Source organism: Microbulbifer sp. SH-1, assembly GCF_011326135.1.
GTDB classification, from domain to species: Bacteria; Pseudomonadota; Gammaproteobacteria; order Pseudomonadales; family Cellvibrionaceae; genus Microbulbifer; species Microbulbifer harenosus.
In genome coordinates this window covers 4557739-4573566 of sequence record NZ_CP046948.1, presented here as the reverse complement: position 1 = coordinate 4573566, position 15828 = coordinate 4557739, and the positions used below count along the sequence as shown (strand labels likewise).

Annotated in this window: 14 protein-coding genes; 5 read left to right on the top strand and 9 right to left on the bottom strand. The window is 59.1% G+C overall.

Annotation, left to right across the window (positions count from 1 at the left end; all coding sequences use genetic code 11):
* Nucleotides 1-5: 5 nt before the first annotated feature.
* Both aspS and GNX18_RS18915 read right to left on the bottom strand, forming a co-directional pair.
* Nucleotides 6-1784, bottom strand: a complete 1779-nt coding sequence (gene aspS, locus GNX18_RS18920; protein WP_138236111.1) for an aspartate--tRNA ligase — start codon at nt 1782-1784, stop codon at nt 6-8.
* A 32-nt stretch (nt 1785-1816) separates the two neighbouring features.
* Nucleotides 1817-2098, bottom strand: a complete 282-nt coding sequence (locus GNX18_RS18915) for an FmdB family zinc ribbon protein (RefSeq protein WP_138236112.1) — start codon at nt 2096-2098, stop codon at nt 1817-1819.
* A 295-nt stretch (nt 2099-2393) separates the two neighbouring features.
* On the opposite strand from GNX18_RS18915, the gene GNX18_RS18910 reads away from it, so the two are divergent.
* The 4 genes from GNX18_RS18910 to GNX18_RS18895 all read left to right on the top strand — a co-directional run bounded on the left by GNX18_RS18910 (nt 2394) and on the right by GNX18_RS18895 (nt 6774).
* On the top strand, nt 2394-2834 hold the full coding sequence (locus GNX18_RS18910) for an HU family DNA-binding protein (RefSeq protein WP_138236113.1): 441 nt from the start codon (nt 2394-2396) through the stop codon (nt 2832-2834).
* Nucleotides 2835-2991: 157 nt separating this feature from the next.
* Nucleotides 2992-4722, top strand: a complete 1731-nt coding sequence (locus GNX18_RS18905; RefSeq protein ID WP_166220113.1) for a proline--tRNA ligase — start codon at nt 2992-2994, stop codon at nt 4720-4722.
* Between the two features lie 419 nt (nt 4723-5141).
* Nucleotides 5142-5702 carry a lytic transglycosylase domain-containing protein gene (locus GNX18_RS18900; RefSeq protein WP_166220111.1) on the top strand — a complete coding sequence of 187 codons (561 nt, stop codon included), beginning with the start codon at nt 5142-5144 and terminating at the stop codon, nt 5700-5702.
* 34 nt (nt 5703-5736) lie between these two features.
* On the top strand, nt 5737-6774 hold the full coding sequence (locus tag GNX18_RS18895; protein WP_166220109.1) for a helix-turn-helix transcriptional regulator: 1038 nt from the start codon (nt 5737-5739) through the stop codon (nt 6772-6774).
* A gap of 197 nt (nt 6775-6971) precedes the next feature.
* Here GNX18_RS18895 and GNX18_RS18890 read toward each other — a convergent pair whose 3' ends face one another.
* Nucleotides 6972-7283 carry a cytochrome c5 family protein gene (locus GNX18_RS18890; RefSeq protein WP_166220107.1) on the bottom strand — a complete coding sequence of 104 codons (312 nt, stop codon included), beginning with the start codon at nt 7281-7283 and terminating at the stop codon, nt 6972-6974.
* 231 nt (nt 7284-7514) lie between these two features.
* Here GNX18_RS18890 and GNX18_RS18885 point away from each other — a divergent pair, with 231 nt between their 5' ends.
* On the top strand, nt 7515-8324 hold the full coding sequence (locus tag GNX18_RS18885; RefSeq protein WP_166220105.1) for a HupE/UreJ family protein: 810 nt from the start codon (nt 7515-7517) through the stop codon (nt 8322-8324).
* A gap of 2 nt (nt 8325-8326) precedes the next feature.
* Here the strand turns inward: GNX18_RS18885 and GNX18_RS18880 are convergent, their stop codons facing one another.
* The 6 genes from GNX18_RS18880 to GNX18_RS18855 form a co-directional block, all read right to left on the bottom strand.
* Nucleotides 8327-8803 (bottom strand): Lrp/AsnC family transcriptional regulator, encoded by a 477-nt coding sequence (locus tag GNX18_RS18880; RefSeq protein WP_138236119.1) that lies wholly within the window; start codon nt 8801-8803, stop codon nt 8327-8329.
* A gap of 102 nt (nt 8804-8905) precedes the next feature.
* On the bottom strand, nt 8906-10165 hold the full coding sequence (locus tag GNX18_RS18875; protein WP_240914102.1) for a pyridoxal phosphate-dependent aminotransferase: 1260 nt from the start codon (nt 10163-10165) through the stop codon (nt 8906-8908).
* A gap of 122 nt (nt 10166-10287) precedes the next feature.
* Nucleotides 10288-12390 (bottom strand): autotransporter outer membrane beta-barrel domain-containing protein, encoded by a 2103-nt coding sequence (locus GNX18_RS18870; RefSeq protein WP_166220103.1) that lies wholly within the window; start codon nt 12388-12390, stop codon nt 10288-10290.
* 155 nt (nt 12391-12545) lie between these two features.
* Nucleotides 12546-13061 (bottom strand): DUF2878 domain-containing protein, encoded by a 516-nt coding sequence (locus tag GNX18_RS18865; RefSeq protein WP_166220101.1) that lies wholly within the window; start codon nt 13059-13061, stop codon nt 12546-12548.
* Between the two features lie 89 nt (nt 13062-13150).
* Nucleotides 13151-14653 (bottom strand): deoxyribodipyrimidine photo-lyase, encoded by a 1503-nt coding sequence (locus GNX18_RS18860; RefSeq protein WP_166220099.1) that lies wholly within the window; start codon nt 14651-14653, stop codon nt 13151-13153.
* Between the two features lie 5 nt (nt 14654-14658).
* Nucleotides 14659-15678: a DUF523 and DUF1722 domain-containing protein gene (locus GNX18_RS18855; protein ID WP_166220097.1), complete on the bottom strand. Its 1020-nt coding sequence runs from the start codon at nt 15676-15678 to the stop codon at nt 14659-14661.
* Nucleotides 15679-15828: the final 150 nt, after the last annotated feature.

Below are 15828 nucleotides of genomic sequence, written 5' to 3'. Positions count from 1 at the left end.
ACAACTTAACCTACCTGCTCTTCTTTACTGCGCAGGCGAATGCTCAGCTCGCGCAGCTGTTTGGCATCTACCGCGCCGGGGGCGTCGGTCATCACACAGGCAGCACTCTGGGTTTTCGGGAAGGCGATGACGTCGCGGATGGAGTCGCTGTTGGTCATCAGCATCACCAGGCGGTCGAGGCCGAAGGCAAGGCCACCGTGGGGCGGCGCACCGTATTTCAGTGCATCCAGCAGGAAGCCGAATTTTTCGCGCTGCTCTTCGGCGCTGATGCCCAGGGCGCGGAATACGGTCTGCTGCATTTCCTGATTGTGGATACGGATGGATCCTCCACCCAGCTCAGTGCCGTTCAGCACCATATCGTAAGCGCGCGACAGGGCCTCCAGCGGGTTCTTCTCCAGCTCCTCCGGTGCGCAGGAGGGTGAAGTGAACGGGTGGTGCAGCGCGGTAATACTGCCGTCGTCGTTCTCTTCGAACATCGGGAAGTCCACCACCCACAACGGGGCCCATTCGGCGACGTACAGGTTGAGGTCTTCTCCCAGCTTGCAGCGCAGGGCGCCGAGAGCTTCGGATACAATTTTGCCCTTGTCGGCGCCGAAGAAGATCAAATCGCCGTTCTCCGCCCGCAGACGGTCGAGAATAGCTGCGCGCACATCGTTTGGCAGGAACTTGACGATGGGGGACTGCAGGCCGTTTTCCAGGTCGGACTTGTCGTTGACCTTGATATAGGCGAGGCCCTTGGCACCGTAGATACCCACAAATTTGGTGTAATCGTCGATCTGCTTGCGCGTCAGTTTGTCGTTGCCACCGGGCACTTTCAGCGCAGTGACACGGCCTTTCGGGTCGTTCGCGGGGCCGGAGAACACTTTGAAGTCCACATCGGTCATCAGATCCTTGATGTCCACCAGTTCCAGCGGAATGCGCAGGTCAGGCTTGTCGGAGCCAAACTTTTCCATCGCCTCGCTGAACGGCATACGCGGGAATTCCCCCAGCTCAACGCCTTTCAGCTCCTTGAACAGCTTGCGGATCATGCCCTCGGTGATGGACATGATGGCGTTTTCATCGAGGAAACTGGTCTCGATATCGATCTGGGTGAATTCCGGCTGGCGGTCTGCGCGCAGATCTTCGTCGCGGAAGCACTTGGCGATCTGGTAGTAGCGGTCGTAACCGGACACCATCAGCAGCTGCTTGAACAGCTGGGGAGATTGCGGCAGCGCAAAGAATTTGCCGGCGTGGGTGCGGCTTGGCACCAGATAGTCGCGGGCCCCTTCCGGCGTGGCGCGGGTGAGGATCGGGGTCTCGATATCCAGGAAGCCCTCACCATCCAGGTAGTTGCGGATGGCATTGGTGATCTTGGAGCGGAACCGCAGGTTGCGCTGCATCTCACCGCGGCGCAGATCCAGATAACGGTATTTGAGGCGCACATCCTCGCCAACGGCCGTGTGCTCGTCCAACTGGAACGGCGGGGTTTCGGCGGAGTTGAGAATTTCCAGCTGCTGGCCGTAAATCTCGATCTCGCCGGTGGCCATGTTCGGGTTGACCGCTTCCGGGGCGCGCGCGCGCACTCGCCCGGTGACCTTGAGCACGAACTCGCTGCGCACGCGGTCCGCCAGTTTGAAGTGTTCGGCGGCATCCGGATCAAACACCACCTGGGCAATACCATCGCGGTCGCGCAGGTCGATGAAGATCACCCCGCCGTGATCGCGGCGGCGGTCTACCCAGCCACACAGGGTTACTTCGCGGTCAATATCGGCGGATCGCAGGGCGCCACAGTAATCGGTGCGCATGGAGTCTTATTCCCTTAGTCAGTAATGTTGAATCAGCTTGCTTTGGCGGAGCCGGAGGCGCTGCTGCCTGTGTTGGCTGCCGGCTTGTCCTTATTCGGCTTGGCGGCGTCGCCCGCCAGGTTCTTCTTGCTGCCGGTCTTGAAATCGGTCTCGTACCAGCCACCGCCCTTGAGCCGGAATCCGGCTGCGGAAATTTTCTTGCTCAACTCCGCCTGGTTGCAGGCGGGGCAATCGGTCAGTGGCGCATCGCTCATGCGCTGCAGGGCTTCCATCTGGTGGCCACAGGCCTTGCACTGGTATTCGTAGATAGGCATGGCTTTTACCCGAAATCTCACGGCATTCAAAGGGGCGCAGATTATACATGAGCCCCCCGGAGGGAAGAAGTTACCGGTGTATGGGAACCCCGCCCAGGCATCAGAAGGCTAAATTCCGGCCAAAACCCTGTAAAAATGCACTTTTTTTCCAATTTTTCCCGATGCGCGCGGATAAAAACTGGATATACTCAGTCCAGTACTTGGGAACACCCTGTCGTACTGGAGAATCCGACCGATTTCCGGAGCTCCCGAACCACTTTTATTGGAAAAACACTGATACAAAAGGAAGCTAACGATGGCCGCACGCAAGACCGCCGCAGCTAAGAAAGCCCCCGCCAAGAAAGCCGCAGCCAAAACCGCAGCGAAGAAGGCTCCAGCCAAGAAGGCCGCAGCCAAGGCCGCTCCGGCCAAGAAAATGGCTGTAGCAAAAGAAAAATTCACAAAAACCCAGGTACTGAACCACATTGCCGAAGCCACCGAGCTGTCCCGCAAGCAGGTTCAGGCGGTACTGGACGAGCTGACCAACGTGATCGAAAGCCATGTGAAGAAGAAGGCCGTGGGCGAATTCGCCCTGCCGGGTCTGCTGAAAATCACCACCGTGAAGAAGCCGGCCAAGAAAGCGCGCAAGGGCATCAACCCCTTCACTGGCGAAGAGACCATGTTCAAGGCCAAGCCCGCGAGCATCCAGGTAAAAATCCGCCCGCTGAAGAAGCTGAAGGAAATGGCCGAGTCCTGATTCTCGCCGCCTTCAGCCAAGAAACCCCGCTTTTGCGGGGTTTTCCGTTTTTGGGGCAACGATGCCCCAGCTTCCAACCGGGTAACCCTACCAAAACGCCGTTGCTACGGCGTAAAATGGCCGCCCCCTGAAATTCAACGACCAAAAAGAAAGCCCTATGCGCGCCTCCCGCTATCTGATTGCTACCCAGAAAGAAACCCCCAATGACGCCGTGGTCATCAGCCACCAGTTGATGCTCCGCGCCGGCATGATCCGCCGCCTGTCCTCCGGTCTCTATACCTGGCTGCCCACCGGCCTGCGTGTTCTGCGCAAGGTGGAGCGTATCGTGCGCGAGGAAATGGATCGGGCGGGTGCGCTGGAGGTGCTGATGCCGGTAGTGCAGCCGGCGGAGCTGTGGGAAGAATCCGGCCGCTGGCAGCAATACGGGCCGGAACTGCTGCGTATCCAGGATCGCCACGACAACCCTTTCTGCCTGGGCCCAACCCACGAGGAAGTGATCACCGATCTGATCCGTACCGAGATCAGCAGCTACAAGCAGCTGCCGGCGAATTTCTACCAGATCCAGACCAAGTTCCGCGACGAGATCCGCCCGCGTTTCGGCGTAATGCGCGCGCGCGAGTTCACCATGAAAGACGCTTATTCTTTCCACCTGAGCGCAGATTCCCTGCAGGAAACCTACGATGTGATGCACGATGCCTACTGTCGCATCTTCGACCGCATCGGTCTGGATTACCGCCCGGTGTTGGCGGACACGGGCTCCATCGGCGGATCCCACTCCCATGAATTCCACGTGCTGGCCCAGAGCGGCGAGGACGATATCGCGTTTTCCAGCGTGAGCCGTTATGCGGCGAACGTGGAGCTCGCGGAAGCGGTGGCACCGGCCGGCGAGCGCCCGGCGCCATCGAAAGACATGGAGGAGCTGCACACTCCGGGCCAGAAAACCATTGCAGCCCTGGAGGAGGCCTTCGGTATCGCGGCGAACACTTCGGTAAAAACCCTGATTGTGCTGGGCGAAACCGAGGAAGAAGGCGCGGAAGCGCCGCTGGTGGCGCTGGTGCTGCGCGGTGATCACGAGCTGAATGAGCTGAAGGCAGAGAAACTGCCGGGAGTTGCCAGCCCGCTGCAGTTCGCTCCAGAAGCACGTATCGCCGCGGAGCTGGGCTGCGGTATCGGTTCATTGGGCCCGGTCGGCCTGAAGATTGATGTGATTGTGGATCGCGCTGCGGCGCATCTGGCGGACTTCGTGTGCGGCGCCAATAAGGACGATTACCACCTTACCGGGGTGAACTGGGAGCGCGATGTGGCGATTGCCCGCGTGGAGGACTTGCGCAATGTGGTGGCGGGCGATGCGAGTCCGGATGGCGAGGGTGTGATCGAGATCAAGCGCGGTATCGAGGTGGGGCACATTTTCCAGTTGGGGAATAAGTACAGCAAGGCGATGAATGCCAAGGTGCTGGACGAGAACGGCAAGGAGCAGGTGATGGTGATGGGCTGTTACGGCATCGGGGTTTCCCGTGTTGTGGCTGCGGCCATTGAGCAGAACCACGATGATGCGGGCATCATTTGGCCGGAGGCGATTGCGCCGTTCCAGCTGGCGATTGTGCCGATCAATATGCAGAAGAGCGAGGCGGTTACCTGGAAGTGTGAGCACATCTATGAGGCGCTCACTGCGAAAGGTATCGATGTGCTGCTGATGGATGAGCCGAAGGCGCGCTTGGGTGCGATGCTGGCGGATACTGAGCTGATGGGTATTCCGCACCGCATCGTGGTCGGTGACCGCGGTCTGGAGAGCGGCAAGATTGAATACAAGGGCCGTCGCGATTCTGAGAATTCAGAGTTTTCTGCGGATCAGATCGTGGACATCCTGCTCGAGAAAATTGCGCACTGAATCTTCCCTCCCCCCCTTATTAATTTGAGCTTCGTAAGAAGTTTCGGTGGCGGTCGAGCACTAGGGGGAGGGTTTCAGGACCGCTGTGAATACATCCCTGTACGCTTCGTCGCAAACGTCCCTGTTTGCGACGATCCTGAAACCCTCCCCCTAGCGCTAGCCCTTCGCGAATAGTTCAGCGCTCTGTTCATACTGCCGACATCGGAGTACAAATCTTCGATGCGAAGGGCGTGATACCGGGTGTTCCCTTGCGAGACCTTCCGCGAGAGGGACCTCGCGGAAGAGCCCCCATGGATGGGTTCACGGCGTGTCTCGCAAGGGAACACCCGGTAGCGCGACCGCCACCGGAGGGAACTACGAAGTTTCGGAAAAGCAGAACCTCTGCCCTTCCCCCCAACCTTCCCGTAAAATCCCACCCCATGATAAGAGCAATCCTCACCACACTTCTGCTGTGCCTGTTCAGCACTGCCGCATCTGCCCAGGTCAAAGAGGTGGATCCTCAGCTCTTGGTGGCACTTAAGGAAGCCGTGACAGAAGCCGACTCCTTCGTCGACCGCTTCGATGCGGAGGTGTGGTTGATGGCCAAGTCCCAGCCGCTGGCGCGCTATATCAAGGATCCCCAGCGGCGTATGCACGTGCTCAAGGCGATCCACCGCGAGGCGACGCGCGCGGGGCTGCAGCCGGAAATTGTACTGGCGGTGATCCAGATCGAAAGCGCGTTTGACCCCTACGCGGTCTCCCGCGTAGGCGCCCAGGGTATGATGCAGGTGATGCCGTTCTGGAAAAACGAGATCGGTCGCCCGGACGACAATCTCATCAATATGGATACCAACCTCCGCTACGGCTGTACCATCCTCAAACACTATATCCAGAAAGCCAAAGGCAATATGGCCAACGCCCTCGCCTATTACAACGGTAGCTACGGCCGGCACACTTACAGCAGCAAAGTGCTCGACGCCTGGGCTGATCGCTGGCGCTGAGCGGCCGCGAAAAACCGATGTTGCGAGGTACCAGATGACCCACAGTTTCTTTGCCGGCGCCGCCTGTGGACTGCTGCTCCTGGCGGCGGCGAGGCTTGCCATCGGGCAGCGGCAGCGGGACAACCGCTGGTTGTTGATCGTGATTTTAGGGGCTTTCTTGTATCTTCTGCGCCCCCTGCTGAACGACCTGAACTCTCTACTCGACCTGCTGATTGATCTCCCGACCACACTGATTCCCGGCGCCTTCTGGCTGTTCACTCATCAGCTCTGCAGCGAGCGCGAACCGTTTCCGCCCTGGGGATGGGGAGTGATCGGTGCCGAGTTGCTCGTAGATTTGGCCAGCCAGCTGCATATCCACACATTTTTTTACCTGCTCGCACAACCCTTCAAGCTGGGCTTGATCGGCGCCGGACTGGTGACGCTGTTGCGGCAACTGCATTGCGACCTGGTCGCCGAGCGGCGCATGCTTCGCATCGCCCTGCTGATTGCCATCGGCAGCTATATGGTGATCGTGGTATGCGCGGAATTTCTGTTCTCCTATCTGCCCGTCCCCAGTGGTATTCCGACCCTGCACGCGCTGATGGCCAGTATCCTGGCATTCAGTGCATGCCTGTGGTTACTGGCGCTTTCCCCGGGCGCACTGGATGAGTCCCTGCCACCACCGTCGGCAGCCCCGGACAACCAGGGGAAGGCGCTCCTATCCGCGCCGGAACCGCTGGAAGAGCATCAGCGCCAGCTGCTGGAGCAGCTGCAGCAACACATGCAGAACGGCGGCTACCGGCATACCGGATTAACCATTCGCGAGCTGGCAGAGAAACTGGGTGCGCGGGAGTATGTGTTGCGGGCGCTGATCAACCGGCATCTCGGTTATCGCAATTTCAACGAATACCTGAACCAGTACCGTATAGATGAGGCGAGCCGGCGTCTGGCAGACCCCAACGAGATACACCTGCCGGTGCTCAGCATTGCGCTGGATATTGGTTATCGCTCCCTCAGCCCATTCAACGCGGCATTCAGGCGCCGACACGACATGACGCCGACAGAGTACCGGCGGGAACGGATACCGGCGTAACAATTACTGAATCTGCAGACGTAATCCACTGGCGATAAAACCCGTTCAGGGCCTTTAAGAGGAAATATCCGCCATATTTTTTCTATGGCCACGAGCCGGAATACGCCCCGTCGGCCACACTGAAACTTGCAGGACCTGTTCTGCAGGCAATTAGCCCAGTCACCATCTCGCCCGCAGATCAGGTTCCTGCGATCTCATCAGGGTTTGGGCGACGACATGAACTTGATCAGCGCCTTGTATTCGTCGTCACTGCAGTCAGGACACATACCGCCGGGAGGCATAGCGTTGAGCCCGTTCTTGACGGAGTTCAGCAGGGCGTCCATACCCTTGTCCATGCGCGGCTTCCAGGCTTCCACGTCGTGTACTTTCGGTGCATTGGCCACACCAGTGGCGTGACAGATATGGCAGTACTGGTTGTACTTGTCTTCCACCGCATCCGCCACGGCCAGGCCGCTCCCAGCCAGGCTGCCAAATAGAAAAATAGCCGCTGAGCGCATCAGAGTTTTCATCGCATTGCTCCCTTGTTTCACTGAATGTATTCGTGGTTACCCGATCAACCTTATCAATCCAGCACAGAGTGTAGATTCCTTTCAGCGCCAAAAACCACAATTTTCTTGCCCTTATCTCTGCCTATCGGCCGCAAACCCGCTTTTCCAACCCCGACGCGTTGCCATTCGTGGTCTATTCTCATTGGCACGAGAAATTTTCCCGATACAACAGCCGTACGCCGGAGTTCTCCCATGACTCTGCATTGGATCAAAAACCGCAGTATCCGTATTGCCCTTGTCGGCACCCTGTTGTTTGGTATCAGCTTCCTGACCCAGGCACATGAACTGCGCCCGCCCCTGCTCAGTCCCTTCCAGAGTACCGTGCCCAACTTCGACGTCCCCTCTACAGATTCCATCTACAGCCGCGACGAGATAGCGCAGTGGCCGGTTTCCGGAAAAAACGCGGGTATGTACTTCGCTCTGGGATTCACGCACATGCTGCTAGGGATGGACCATTTGCTGTTCGTGCTCGCGCTGGTAGTACTAGTGAGTGGCTGGCGGCAGCTGATTACCACCATTACGGCGTTTACTCTCGCCCACAGCGTTACCCTGTCGCTGGCGGTACTGGGAATGGCCGGGCTTCCGCAGGAGCCGGTGGAGGTGGTCATTGCGCTCAGTGTCGCATTTGTGGCGGTGGAGATCCTGCACAAGCTGGAGGGACGCAAAACCCTGACCATTCGCAAACCGTGGCTGGTGGCGTTTGGCTTTGGGCTATTGCACGGGTTCGGATTTGCCGGCGCGCTTTCGGATATCGGCCTACCCGATCATGCAATCCCACTGTCGCTGGCGGTGTTCAATCTGGGGATAGAAGTAGGACAGCTAGCGTTTATCCTGGCGATCGGTGCGCTGGGCCTGGTGTTGCGGCGCATGCCGTCGGTACACCAGTGGGAAGTCCGCACCGGCCACTCCGCCACAGTGGCTTCCGCGTTACCGGTGGCTTACCTTGTGGGAGGGCTTTCAGTCTGGTGGTTGATGGGGCGCACGATTGCGCTCGTGATATGAGATTACTCCTGAAACAAAAGCTCCAGCGGATAGCCGGTAAAAGGTTTGGTCTTTTCGATCACCAGGTGTGATGTCATACGGGTGATCGCCGCATCCTCGTCCGCCAGCAGCTGCTCAGACACACGGTTGAAGTCGCCCGCATCCGGACATACAAAACGCAGCATGTAATCGAATTCTCCCGACATTTTGACGCAGGAGACGATCTGCTCAATCTTGTTGATGGCGCGGCGGAAGCTTTCACTGGTTTTGGAATCCTGACGCTTCAGCGCCACGTTCACGTAGAACTCCGCATGGCGCACCTTGTCGAGATTGACCTCCGCCTGAAACTCGCGGATAAACTTTTCACTGGTGAGTTTTTTAACCCGCGCCAGACAGGCGCTCTCAGACAGTCCGATTTCATCCGCGAGATTGAGATTGCTGATGCGGGCGTTGGTCTGCAGGACTTCGAGAATCTTGAGGTTGTGACGATCTATTTTCACGTGATTTTTACGCTTTTATACAGCTGAAGGAGTTGTCGGGAACAGTTGGCGACTTAGGATAGCGGCAAACGCCCCGAGCGGAAACCGGCAGTGGCGATGCACTTATCCAGCCTTCAGGCAACCACTTGTTACAAACCGCTCAATCCTGTCCAGAGCCCGCGAAATCTCTGCCTCATCCGCCGCCAGAGTGAGGCGCACATGGTTGATGGCACTGGAACCAAAAGGCTTGCCCGGCAACACCGAGACCCGCTCCGCGTCCAGCAGCGCCTCGGCAAACGCCTCGCCACTTTCCGCCACCGCGGAAACATCCACCATCACGAACATACCCGCATCCGGTGAATAGCAACTGATCCCGGGAATCCGGTCGATACGCTCGACAATCAGGTCGCGGCGCTTTTCGTAGGCATCGCGCATCTGCTTGACGAAATAGGTATCAAATTCCAGCGCAAAAGCGGCAGCCTCCTGGATAAATTGAGGCACGCCGAAGATGGTGGCACCGGCGTATTCGATCAGGCGCTCCACCAGCTCCCCCTGAGCCACAGCCCAGCCGAGACGCCAGCCGCTCATGGCGTGGGATTTGGACAGGCCGTCGATCACGATCACGTTATCCAGATGCTCCGCGGCGGTGCGCAGCGAGGTATGGCGGCGGGCAAATGTGATCATCGAGTACATCTCGTCGGAGATGAGCCAGATATTGCGCGCACGGCAGTAGGTGGCGAGCTCCCGCAGCTGCTCGGGTGTCGCCATGGCGCCGGTGGGATTGACCGGGGTGTTGATCATGACGGCGCGGGTGTCTGCACCGATGGCTTGCTTGATGGATTCGATATCAAAGGCGAAGCCCCGTTCGGGCGGACAGGCAACTTTTCTGACATCCAGTTGCAGTGCGTCGGTGATCGGTACATAGCCGATGTACATGGGTTCGGGGATAACGATCTGTTCACCGGGATTGAGCAGGCAGGACAGGACGGCGTAGATGGCGTTGGTGCCGCCGGGGAAGACGACGACATCCTCCGGGCTGCAGGGGTGTGGGCTGACGCGGCTTTCGATGTCGGCAATCGCACGGCGCAGCATGAGCTCGCCAGCCGCCGGGGAATAGTGGGTGCGGCCGACGCCGAGGCGGGCGCGGGCGAAGTCGAGGATGGGTTCGGGGGTGTCGAAGTTGGGATCACCGACACACAGGAAAATGACGTCTTCGCCTTTGTTGGCGAGCGCGTGGGCGCGATCACTGACCGCCCATACGTCCGCGTCGGCGGAGTGAAGGGCCTGGCTCTGTTTGCTAAAGCGCGGGGTGTACATCGTCGGAATCCATCTTTCGCGGTTGTTATCAATGGTTCTAAGGTAACAACCGACGGGGTAATCCATGCCGCTTCGCGGTAGCTGTTTTCGCAGCAGGCGGGTCATTTTGCATTGATCGCCGCAGAAAATGCGGAAGCGGCCGGAGTTTTAAGCTGGACGAGAGGTGGGAAAGCACTGGGCGTATCCCCCTAAAACCGGTAGTTCAGGCTCAATCCGCCCACCGTGTCTTCCGGCCGCACCAGTAGGTCCGCCGCCAGGCGCAATTTTTCCGTCATGTTCACACCCACCATGGCGCCGACGCCATTCTGGAAGTAACCGGCGTTTTTACTGCGATAAGACGGCAGGCGCGCATAGTTGTTGAATATGGATTTGACGCCGATGCCGAGGTCGGCAAAGTCATCGCCACTGACATGTTCCAGCCAGAACTCCCCAAACCACTGATATTTGGCGGTATCCGGACAGTTAAAGAAAAGGCCGGCGCGGTAGCGCAGGTACTCGCGGTCCTGTCCGTGTACCCACAGACCAAGGGGATCCTGGCCCGCGCCGAATCGGCCGGTATAGGTGTAGGCCGCTTCGGTATTCTCACTGAAGCCGTTGACGTCGATCTCGGTCCAGTCGACGGCGACAAAGGGGCCCATCTTGCTGGTGAGATTGCGCGTGGCGTTGTAGCCGGCGCGAAGGAAGACGTTGTAACCCTCACCATCGGTATCGCCATCAAGGCGGTGGCGAAACGTTTCGCCAAGACGGATGGTACGGTGGATGTTGTCGTACTGGATGTCGGAGAAACCAAGCCCACCATCGGCAAACCAAAAACCGTTGTCCCAGCGGGCGAAGGCACTGACGTTGAAGTTGCGGGACTTGGCGAAAAAGTCTGACGGCTCGTATTCACTGCCGCCATACGACATGCCGAGCCCCCATTCGAGATGTTCAAAGCCCGCGAAACTCATGCCGAAAAATCCGTCCCACGCCGGGAATTCGTCGTTTACCGCGGGGCCGGTACCCAACTCCGCGTGGCCTACGCTGGCGCCAAAAAATACGGTGGTATAGGGAGGGCGGAAGCGCTGAGAGAGCAAGTGGTGGTCGATGTTGATGCGATGCTGACGGGTGTTCTGATACCCGAGGTCCGGCAGCACGCCAAATTCCACGGCGGCGGTGAGCGTTTCGTAATAATAGTCCGCGAGTATGCGCTGGGCGGCCAGCGTGGGGTGGATACTGTCGTAGAACACCAGCATATCGGCGTTGGGGCTGGTACCCGCCGCGCCGTAGGTGGCATTCGGGTTGGCGCAATCGATATAACAGGTGGCGCTCTGGTTGATCGGCGCAAATCCGTAGTTTCCCGGTCGCTGCACAATCAGTTCGAGCAACCCCGCCATATCCAGCAACAGGATATTGCCGATCTGGTTGGCCTGCCGGCGCAGCGTTTCATTGAACAGCTCGGTACCGTAGTTGGCATACTCGATGGCCGCCTGCCCTTGGGCGTAGATCGCGGGCGTGCGGCCGATACGCGGGGCGTTGGTCATGACGATATATTTCGCCCCGGCCGCTTTCAGCTCATGGCCGGCGGTGGAGAGGAAGGTCGCGGCACGCGCCATTGACATCGGCGACAGACTGCCGCTGCGCACACCATCGAGAATATTGTTACCGCCACCGTTGAGGAAATAGAGATCGCTGCGCGATGGTGTATTGCCCTGCAGGTATCCCTGCCCTGTGGCAAAGGGCACGCCGGTCAGCGTGATGTTATTGCTGGGGTCGTCCACCAGTGCCTGCAGCGCCGCGGGATCATTGAATGCCGCAGTCGCCGCCTGAACCTCCTCAACACTGAGGTAGGGACTCTCGCCCGCTGCAGGGTCGCACACACCGTCGGCGCCACAGCGGCTGGAGTCCGGCAAAATAGTCGTCAGGGTGTTGTGATCCGCCACCGTGGTATTCGGGAACAGCTGGCGGAAGCGCTGCGGCCCCACCAGATCCAGTAAAACATCCGCGGTACGGTTGCCACCCACCGCCCAGTTGGGACCATTGGTGAGTACCGAGCCGGTAATCTGCTGCAACTGCTGCTCCATTGAACCCGCCGCAGGCGCGCAGGGAATGGCGCCGCCAAATGCCGGCCCCAGTCCAAAACAGGAATTTTGTTTGGACACCCCGAGCATGTCGGCGAGGAAGGACACCGCCGGCTGGCGCGGATAGATTCCCGCGGGGTCATCGGAGGTAAAAACGCCGGCATTGCCATTGTCGGAAAGGCTATCGCCGAAAACGACCAACGAGCGGTACAGCGGTTCTTCTGCCTGTGCCACAGCGCCATTTAGTGCAAGGAAGTTTGCAAGAAGGCAGACAAAAAACAGGGACGGGACTCTGGCGAATGGATTTCCGTTCGGGAACACTGCAGCCTCCTTGCCACGGCAGAAATTCGTGGCAAGTATAGGTCAGCTTCACGATAGCAATGGCCGCATCAAGACATCGGACTCTCGGCCGCTTCCATCTGCTCGATCGCGGGCACCAGCACGCCGCTGATCAGTGCAGCGAGCGCACTCCATACCAGGGCGATTGCCAGCAGACATTCCCACATAGGACGCCCCCAGCCGGCAGGGCCGAACTGCACGCTGTTGAAATAAAACGCAGGGGCAAACAACAATCCGGCCAGTGCCGCCCAGCGGGGTTTACTGACCAGCCACGACAGGGAGTAGCGTACGGTGGTTGCGAGCATGGCCCAGATGCAGATGGTCCAGGCGGGCGGCAGGTTGGAGTGGTAATCCTGGACGCCATTGGCAATAAAGGCCCATTCGACCCCGAAGCCGCCGAAAATGAAACCGAGTATCAGAAAAATATCCCGCACGTCCCGCCACAGGATGAAATGCACCATAAGCACCAGAAATAGTGCAATCAGCGCCAGAGCATTCCCGAACAATAGAGCCGTCCACCATCCGGCGACAAACAGCGTGAAGTTAACCAGCTTTCTATAACTCATGGGCGACTCATTCATCAGAAGGATTTCTGTACCGCGAGCGCATGCCCCGACCTATGCACGGGACCCGGCAAAAAACAGGCCCTGCAGAATTAATCAGAGGATCCCTGAGACTTCAAGTTAGCAAATACCTCAATTGCGTGTTTGCGCGATTGGGTCACATCGCAGATGGGGACAGGGTAGCTTCCGCCGCGGAACAGATCCCTCGGTGGGCAGTGAAGGTCTTTGTTAGGGTAGTCTTCAAGCTCCGGGACAAACCTGCGGATGAAATCCCCATCGGGATCAAATCGCTTGGATTGGCTGTAGGGATTGAACACGCGGAAATAAGGCGCGGCGTCGGTACCGGTGGACGCGGCCCACTGCCAACCTCCGTTGTTGGCGGCGAAGTCCGCATCCACCAGTTGCTGCATGAAATAGCGCTCCCCGATGCGCCAGTCCGTCAGAAGGTTTTTAGTAAGGAACGACGCCACCACCATACGCAGGCGGTTGTGCATCCATCCAGTCTGGTTCAACTGGCGCATGGCTGCATCCACAATGGGCACACCGGTTTGCCCTTCGCTCCAACGCTCAAAATCCGAGGGACGGTTCGCCCAGGGGACACCTTCGGTTTCAGGCTTGAATGGCAAGTTGCGGCACACCCGCGGAAAATGCACCACCAGGTGTTGGTAGAATTCCCGCCACAGAATCTCGTTCAGCCAACTGCTTGCGCCCTCGCAGCTCCCCGCCCAGCGACCGCCATTTTCTTCCAGCGCCATGCGGGCACATTGGCGTACGGAAATAGCGCCGCAGTTCAAATAGGGCGACAGCCGGGAGGTCCCCTCAAGCGCCGGAAAATCCCGCTGCTTGTGGTAGTCCGGAATTACTGCGGAAAACGCCTCCAGGCGCTTTTTCGCCGCGCCCTCGCCCACTGCCCAGTCCAGTACCTTGCGCTCTCCCCCGGGCGCCACACCGTAGTCGCCGACACTATCGGGGATCGAGCGCACCAGATTGTTTTCACCGGCAAGCGCTATCCACTCGGGCCATCGTTTTCCGTGATCGGGCCCCAGTGAACGAGGCGCCGGCAACGGATCGAAACCGCGCTCGCTATTGTCGTGCTGAGCGATAAAAGCGCGTTTAAAGGGCGTAAAGACTTTGAAACCGTCACCGCTGTTCGTGGTCAGGCTGCCGGGCGGAACCAGGGTGCGATCGGTGCAGTATTCCACCGGCACCCGGATCTGCTTCAGCGTATCGCGTACCGCCGCATCGCGGCGCTGTTCATTGAGCGGGTACTCCGCATTGGCGAAAAGCGCATCCACTTCGAGCTTGCCGCAGATCTGCTGCAGTGCGGCGGGCACCTGCGCGAAGCGCGACAGTTCAAGGAAATACAGCGGAATGTGCTTTTTCGCGAGGGATGCCTGCAGCGACTTCAGCGTGCGCAGGCGCATCGCCACCACATTGTCGCCGTCGCCGTGGCTGCGCCAGGTTTCGGGGCAGGCAATGAACACGGCGGCAAGGGCATCGCAAGCCCTGGCCGCGCGATAAAGCGCAGTGTTGTCTTCCGTGCGCAGGTCGTTGCGCAGCCAGACCAGGCCGCGCGCGAAGTTGTTCTCAGACATATTTCTCAGTGAAAGTCGCAGAGCCCCAACTCCGCCGGCTCCGCGGCGAGCAGGACCTGGCTGTGGATAAAACCGTTTGGGCTGCGAGGGAGGTAGTGGCGCAATAGCGTGAGGACGGCCGAGAGCGGCTTGCGCCCGAGGCGATATTCTTCGATCAGCTGCTGTAACTCGGCCTTTTCCCGCCGGTCGAGAAACGCCTTGAGATGCCCCTGGCTGTGCATCAGCGCATTGGTGCGGTCCTTGCGACTGGCCGGGCGCGACAGGATCTGCATGATCCGGCCGCGCACCGCCAGCGCCAGTGCGTCCTCCGACATGGACTTGCTATCCGCCAGTACCCGGCCAAGCTCGCGGGTCGCCTCCTGGTTGTGCGCCAGCAGCAGATATTTATAGGCGGTGTAGAAGTCGATAATACGGGCGATACGCGAAGGCATCCGCTCACCCTCGCTCCAGATGACGTCTCCTTCTTCACCTTCCACGTAGCGAAACCAGGCATCGTAGGCAAATACCCGGGTAAGGAAGTTTTCGCGCAGTTCGCTGTTGTTCAGCCGCCCCACCTCCTCCATCGGCAGATCGGGAAAGTGTTGCCGGAGGCGCAGGGCGAACAGCCCGACCCCCTCGCTGTCGATGCCGTGGCCGTTGTCGAGGTAACGCCGCACTCCGCGCAGACCACAGCTCGGGGAGTTCTGCATAAGGATGTAGCCGCGCACCCGCTCCAGTTGCGGCACCACGGAGTCCGCGTAGTCACGCAGGGGGGCGGTCACGTCCACGCTGGCGTCTTCCACCCCCACCACGCGCACCGCGTCCACCGGCTCACCGGCCTTGTCGACCAGTAAATGAATGGGCTTGCGCGGTATCCCGAGCCCTATCGCCACTTCAGGGCACAGCGGTACATACTCAAAGCACTGGCTCAACAGCTGGGTGCACACCTTGCTGTGCTTGTGGCCGCCGTTGTAGCGCACAGGATCGCCCATCGCGCACTGGCTGATGCCTACCGGGATCTTTGACTGGCGAGGCGTTATCCGCATGATCTGCCGCTCCGGGAATATCCTTTGTTGCAAGTGTACTCTGAACGAAGAGTCTCTTCCGGCTTATACGTCCGGATTGGAAATACAGATCAAACGGGGCGTGGGGACAGTCTGCGCAATATCCGCGCTTCCCAGCGGTGGTTTTCCGGT

What these genes read in the sequence shown, in the direction of transcription:
- GNX18_RS18915 (WP_138236112.1), bottom strand. Translation starts at nt 2,098, where the DNA reads ATGCCTATCTACGAATACCAGTGCAAGGCCTGTGGCCACCAGATGGAA.
- GNX18_RS18905 (WP_166220113.1), top strand. Translation starts at nt 2,992, where the DNA reads ATGCGCGCCTCCCGCTATCTGATTGCTACCCAGAAAGAAACCCCCAAT.
- GNX18_RS18885 (WP_166220105.1), top strand. Translation starts at nt 7,515, where the DNA reads ATGACTCTGCATTGGATCAAAAACCGCAGTATCCGTATTGCCCTTGTC.
- GNX18_RS18855 (WP_166220097.1), bottom strand. Translation starts at nt 15,678, where the DNA reads ATGCGGATAACGCCTCGCCAGTCAAAGATCCCGGTAGGCATCAGCCAG.
- GNX18_RS18890 (WP_166220107.1), bottom strand. Translation starts at nt 7,283, where the DNA reads ATGAAAACTCTGATGCGCTCAGCGGCTATTTTTCTATTTGGCAGCCTG.
- GNX18_RS18875 (WP_240914102.1), bottom strand. Translation starts at nt 10,165, where the DNA reads ATGGATTACCCCGTCGGTTGTTACCTTAGAACCATTGATAACAACCGC.
- GNX18_RS18910 (WP_138236113.1), top strand. Translation starts at nt 2,394, where the DNA reads ATGGCCGCACGCAAGACCGCCGCAGCTAAGAAAGCCCCCGCCAAGAAA.
- GNX18_RS18895 (WP_166220109.1), top strand. Translation starts at nt 5,737, where the DNA reads ATGACCCACAGTTTCTTTGCCGGCGCCGCCTGTGGACTGCTGCTCCTG.
- GNX18_RS18900 (WP_166220111.1), top strand. Translation starts at nt 5,142, where the DNA reads ATGATAAGAGCAATCCTCACCACACTTCTGCTGTGCCTGTTCAGCACT.
- GNX18_RS18865 (WP_166220101.1), bottom strand. Translation starts at nt 13,061, where the DNA reads ATGAGTTATAGAAAGCTGGTTAACTTCACGCTGTTTGTCGCCGGATGG.
- GNX18_RS18860 (WP_166220099.1), bottom strand. Translation starts at nt 14,653, where the DNA reads ATGTCTGAGAACAACTTCGCGCGCGGCCTGGTCTGGCTGCGCAACGAC.
- aspS (WP_138236111.1), bottom strand. Translation starts at nt 1,784, where the DNA reads ATGCGCACCGATTACTGTGGCGCCCTGCGATCCGCCGATATTGACCGC.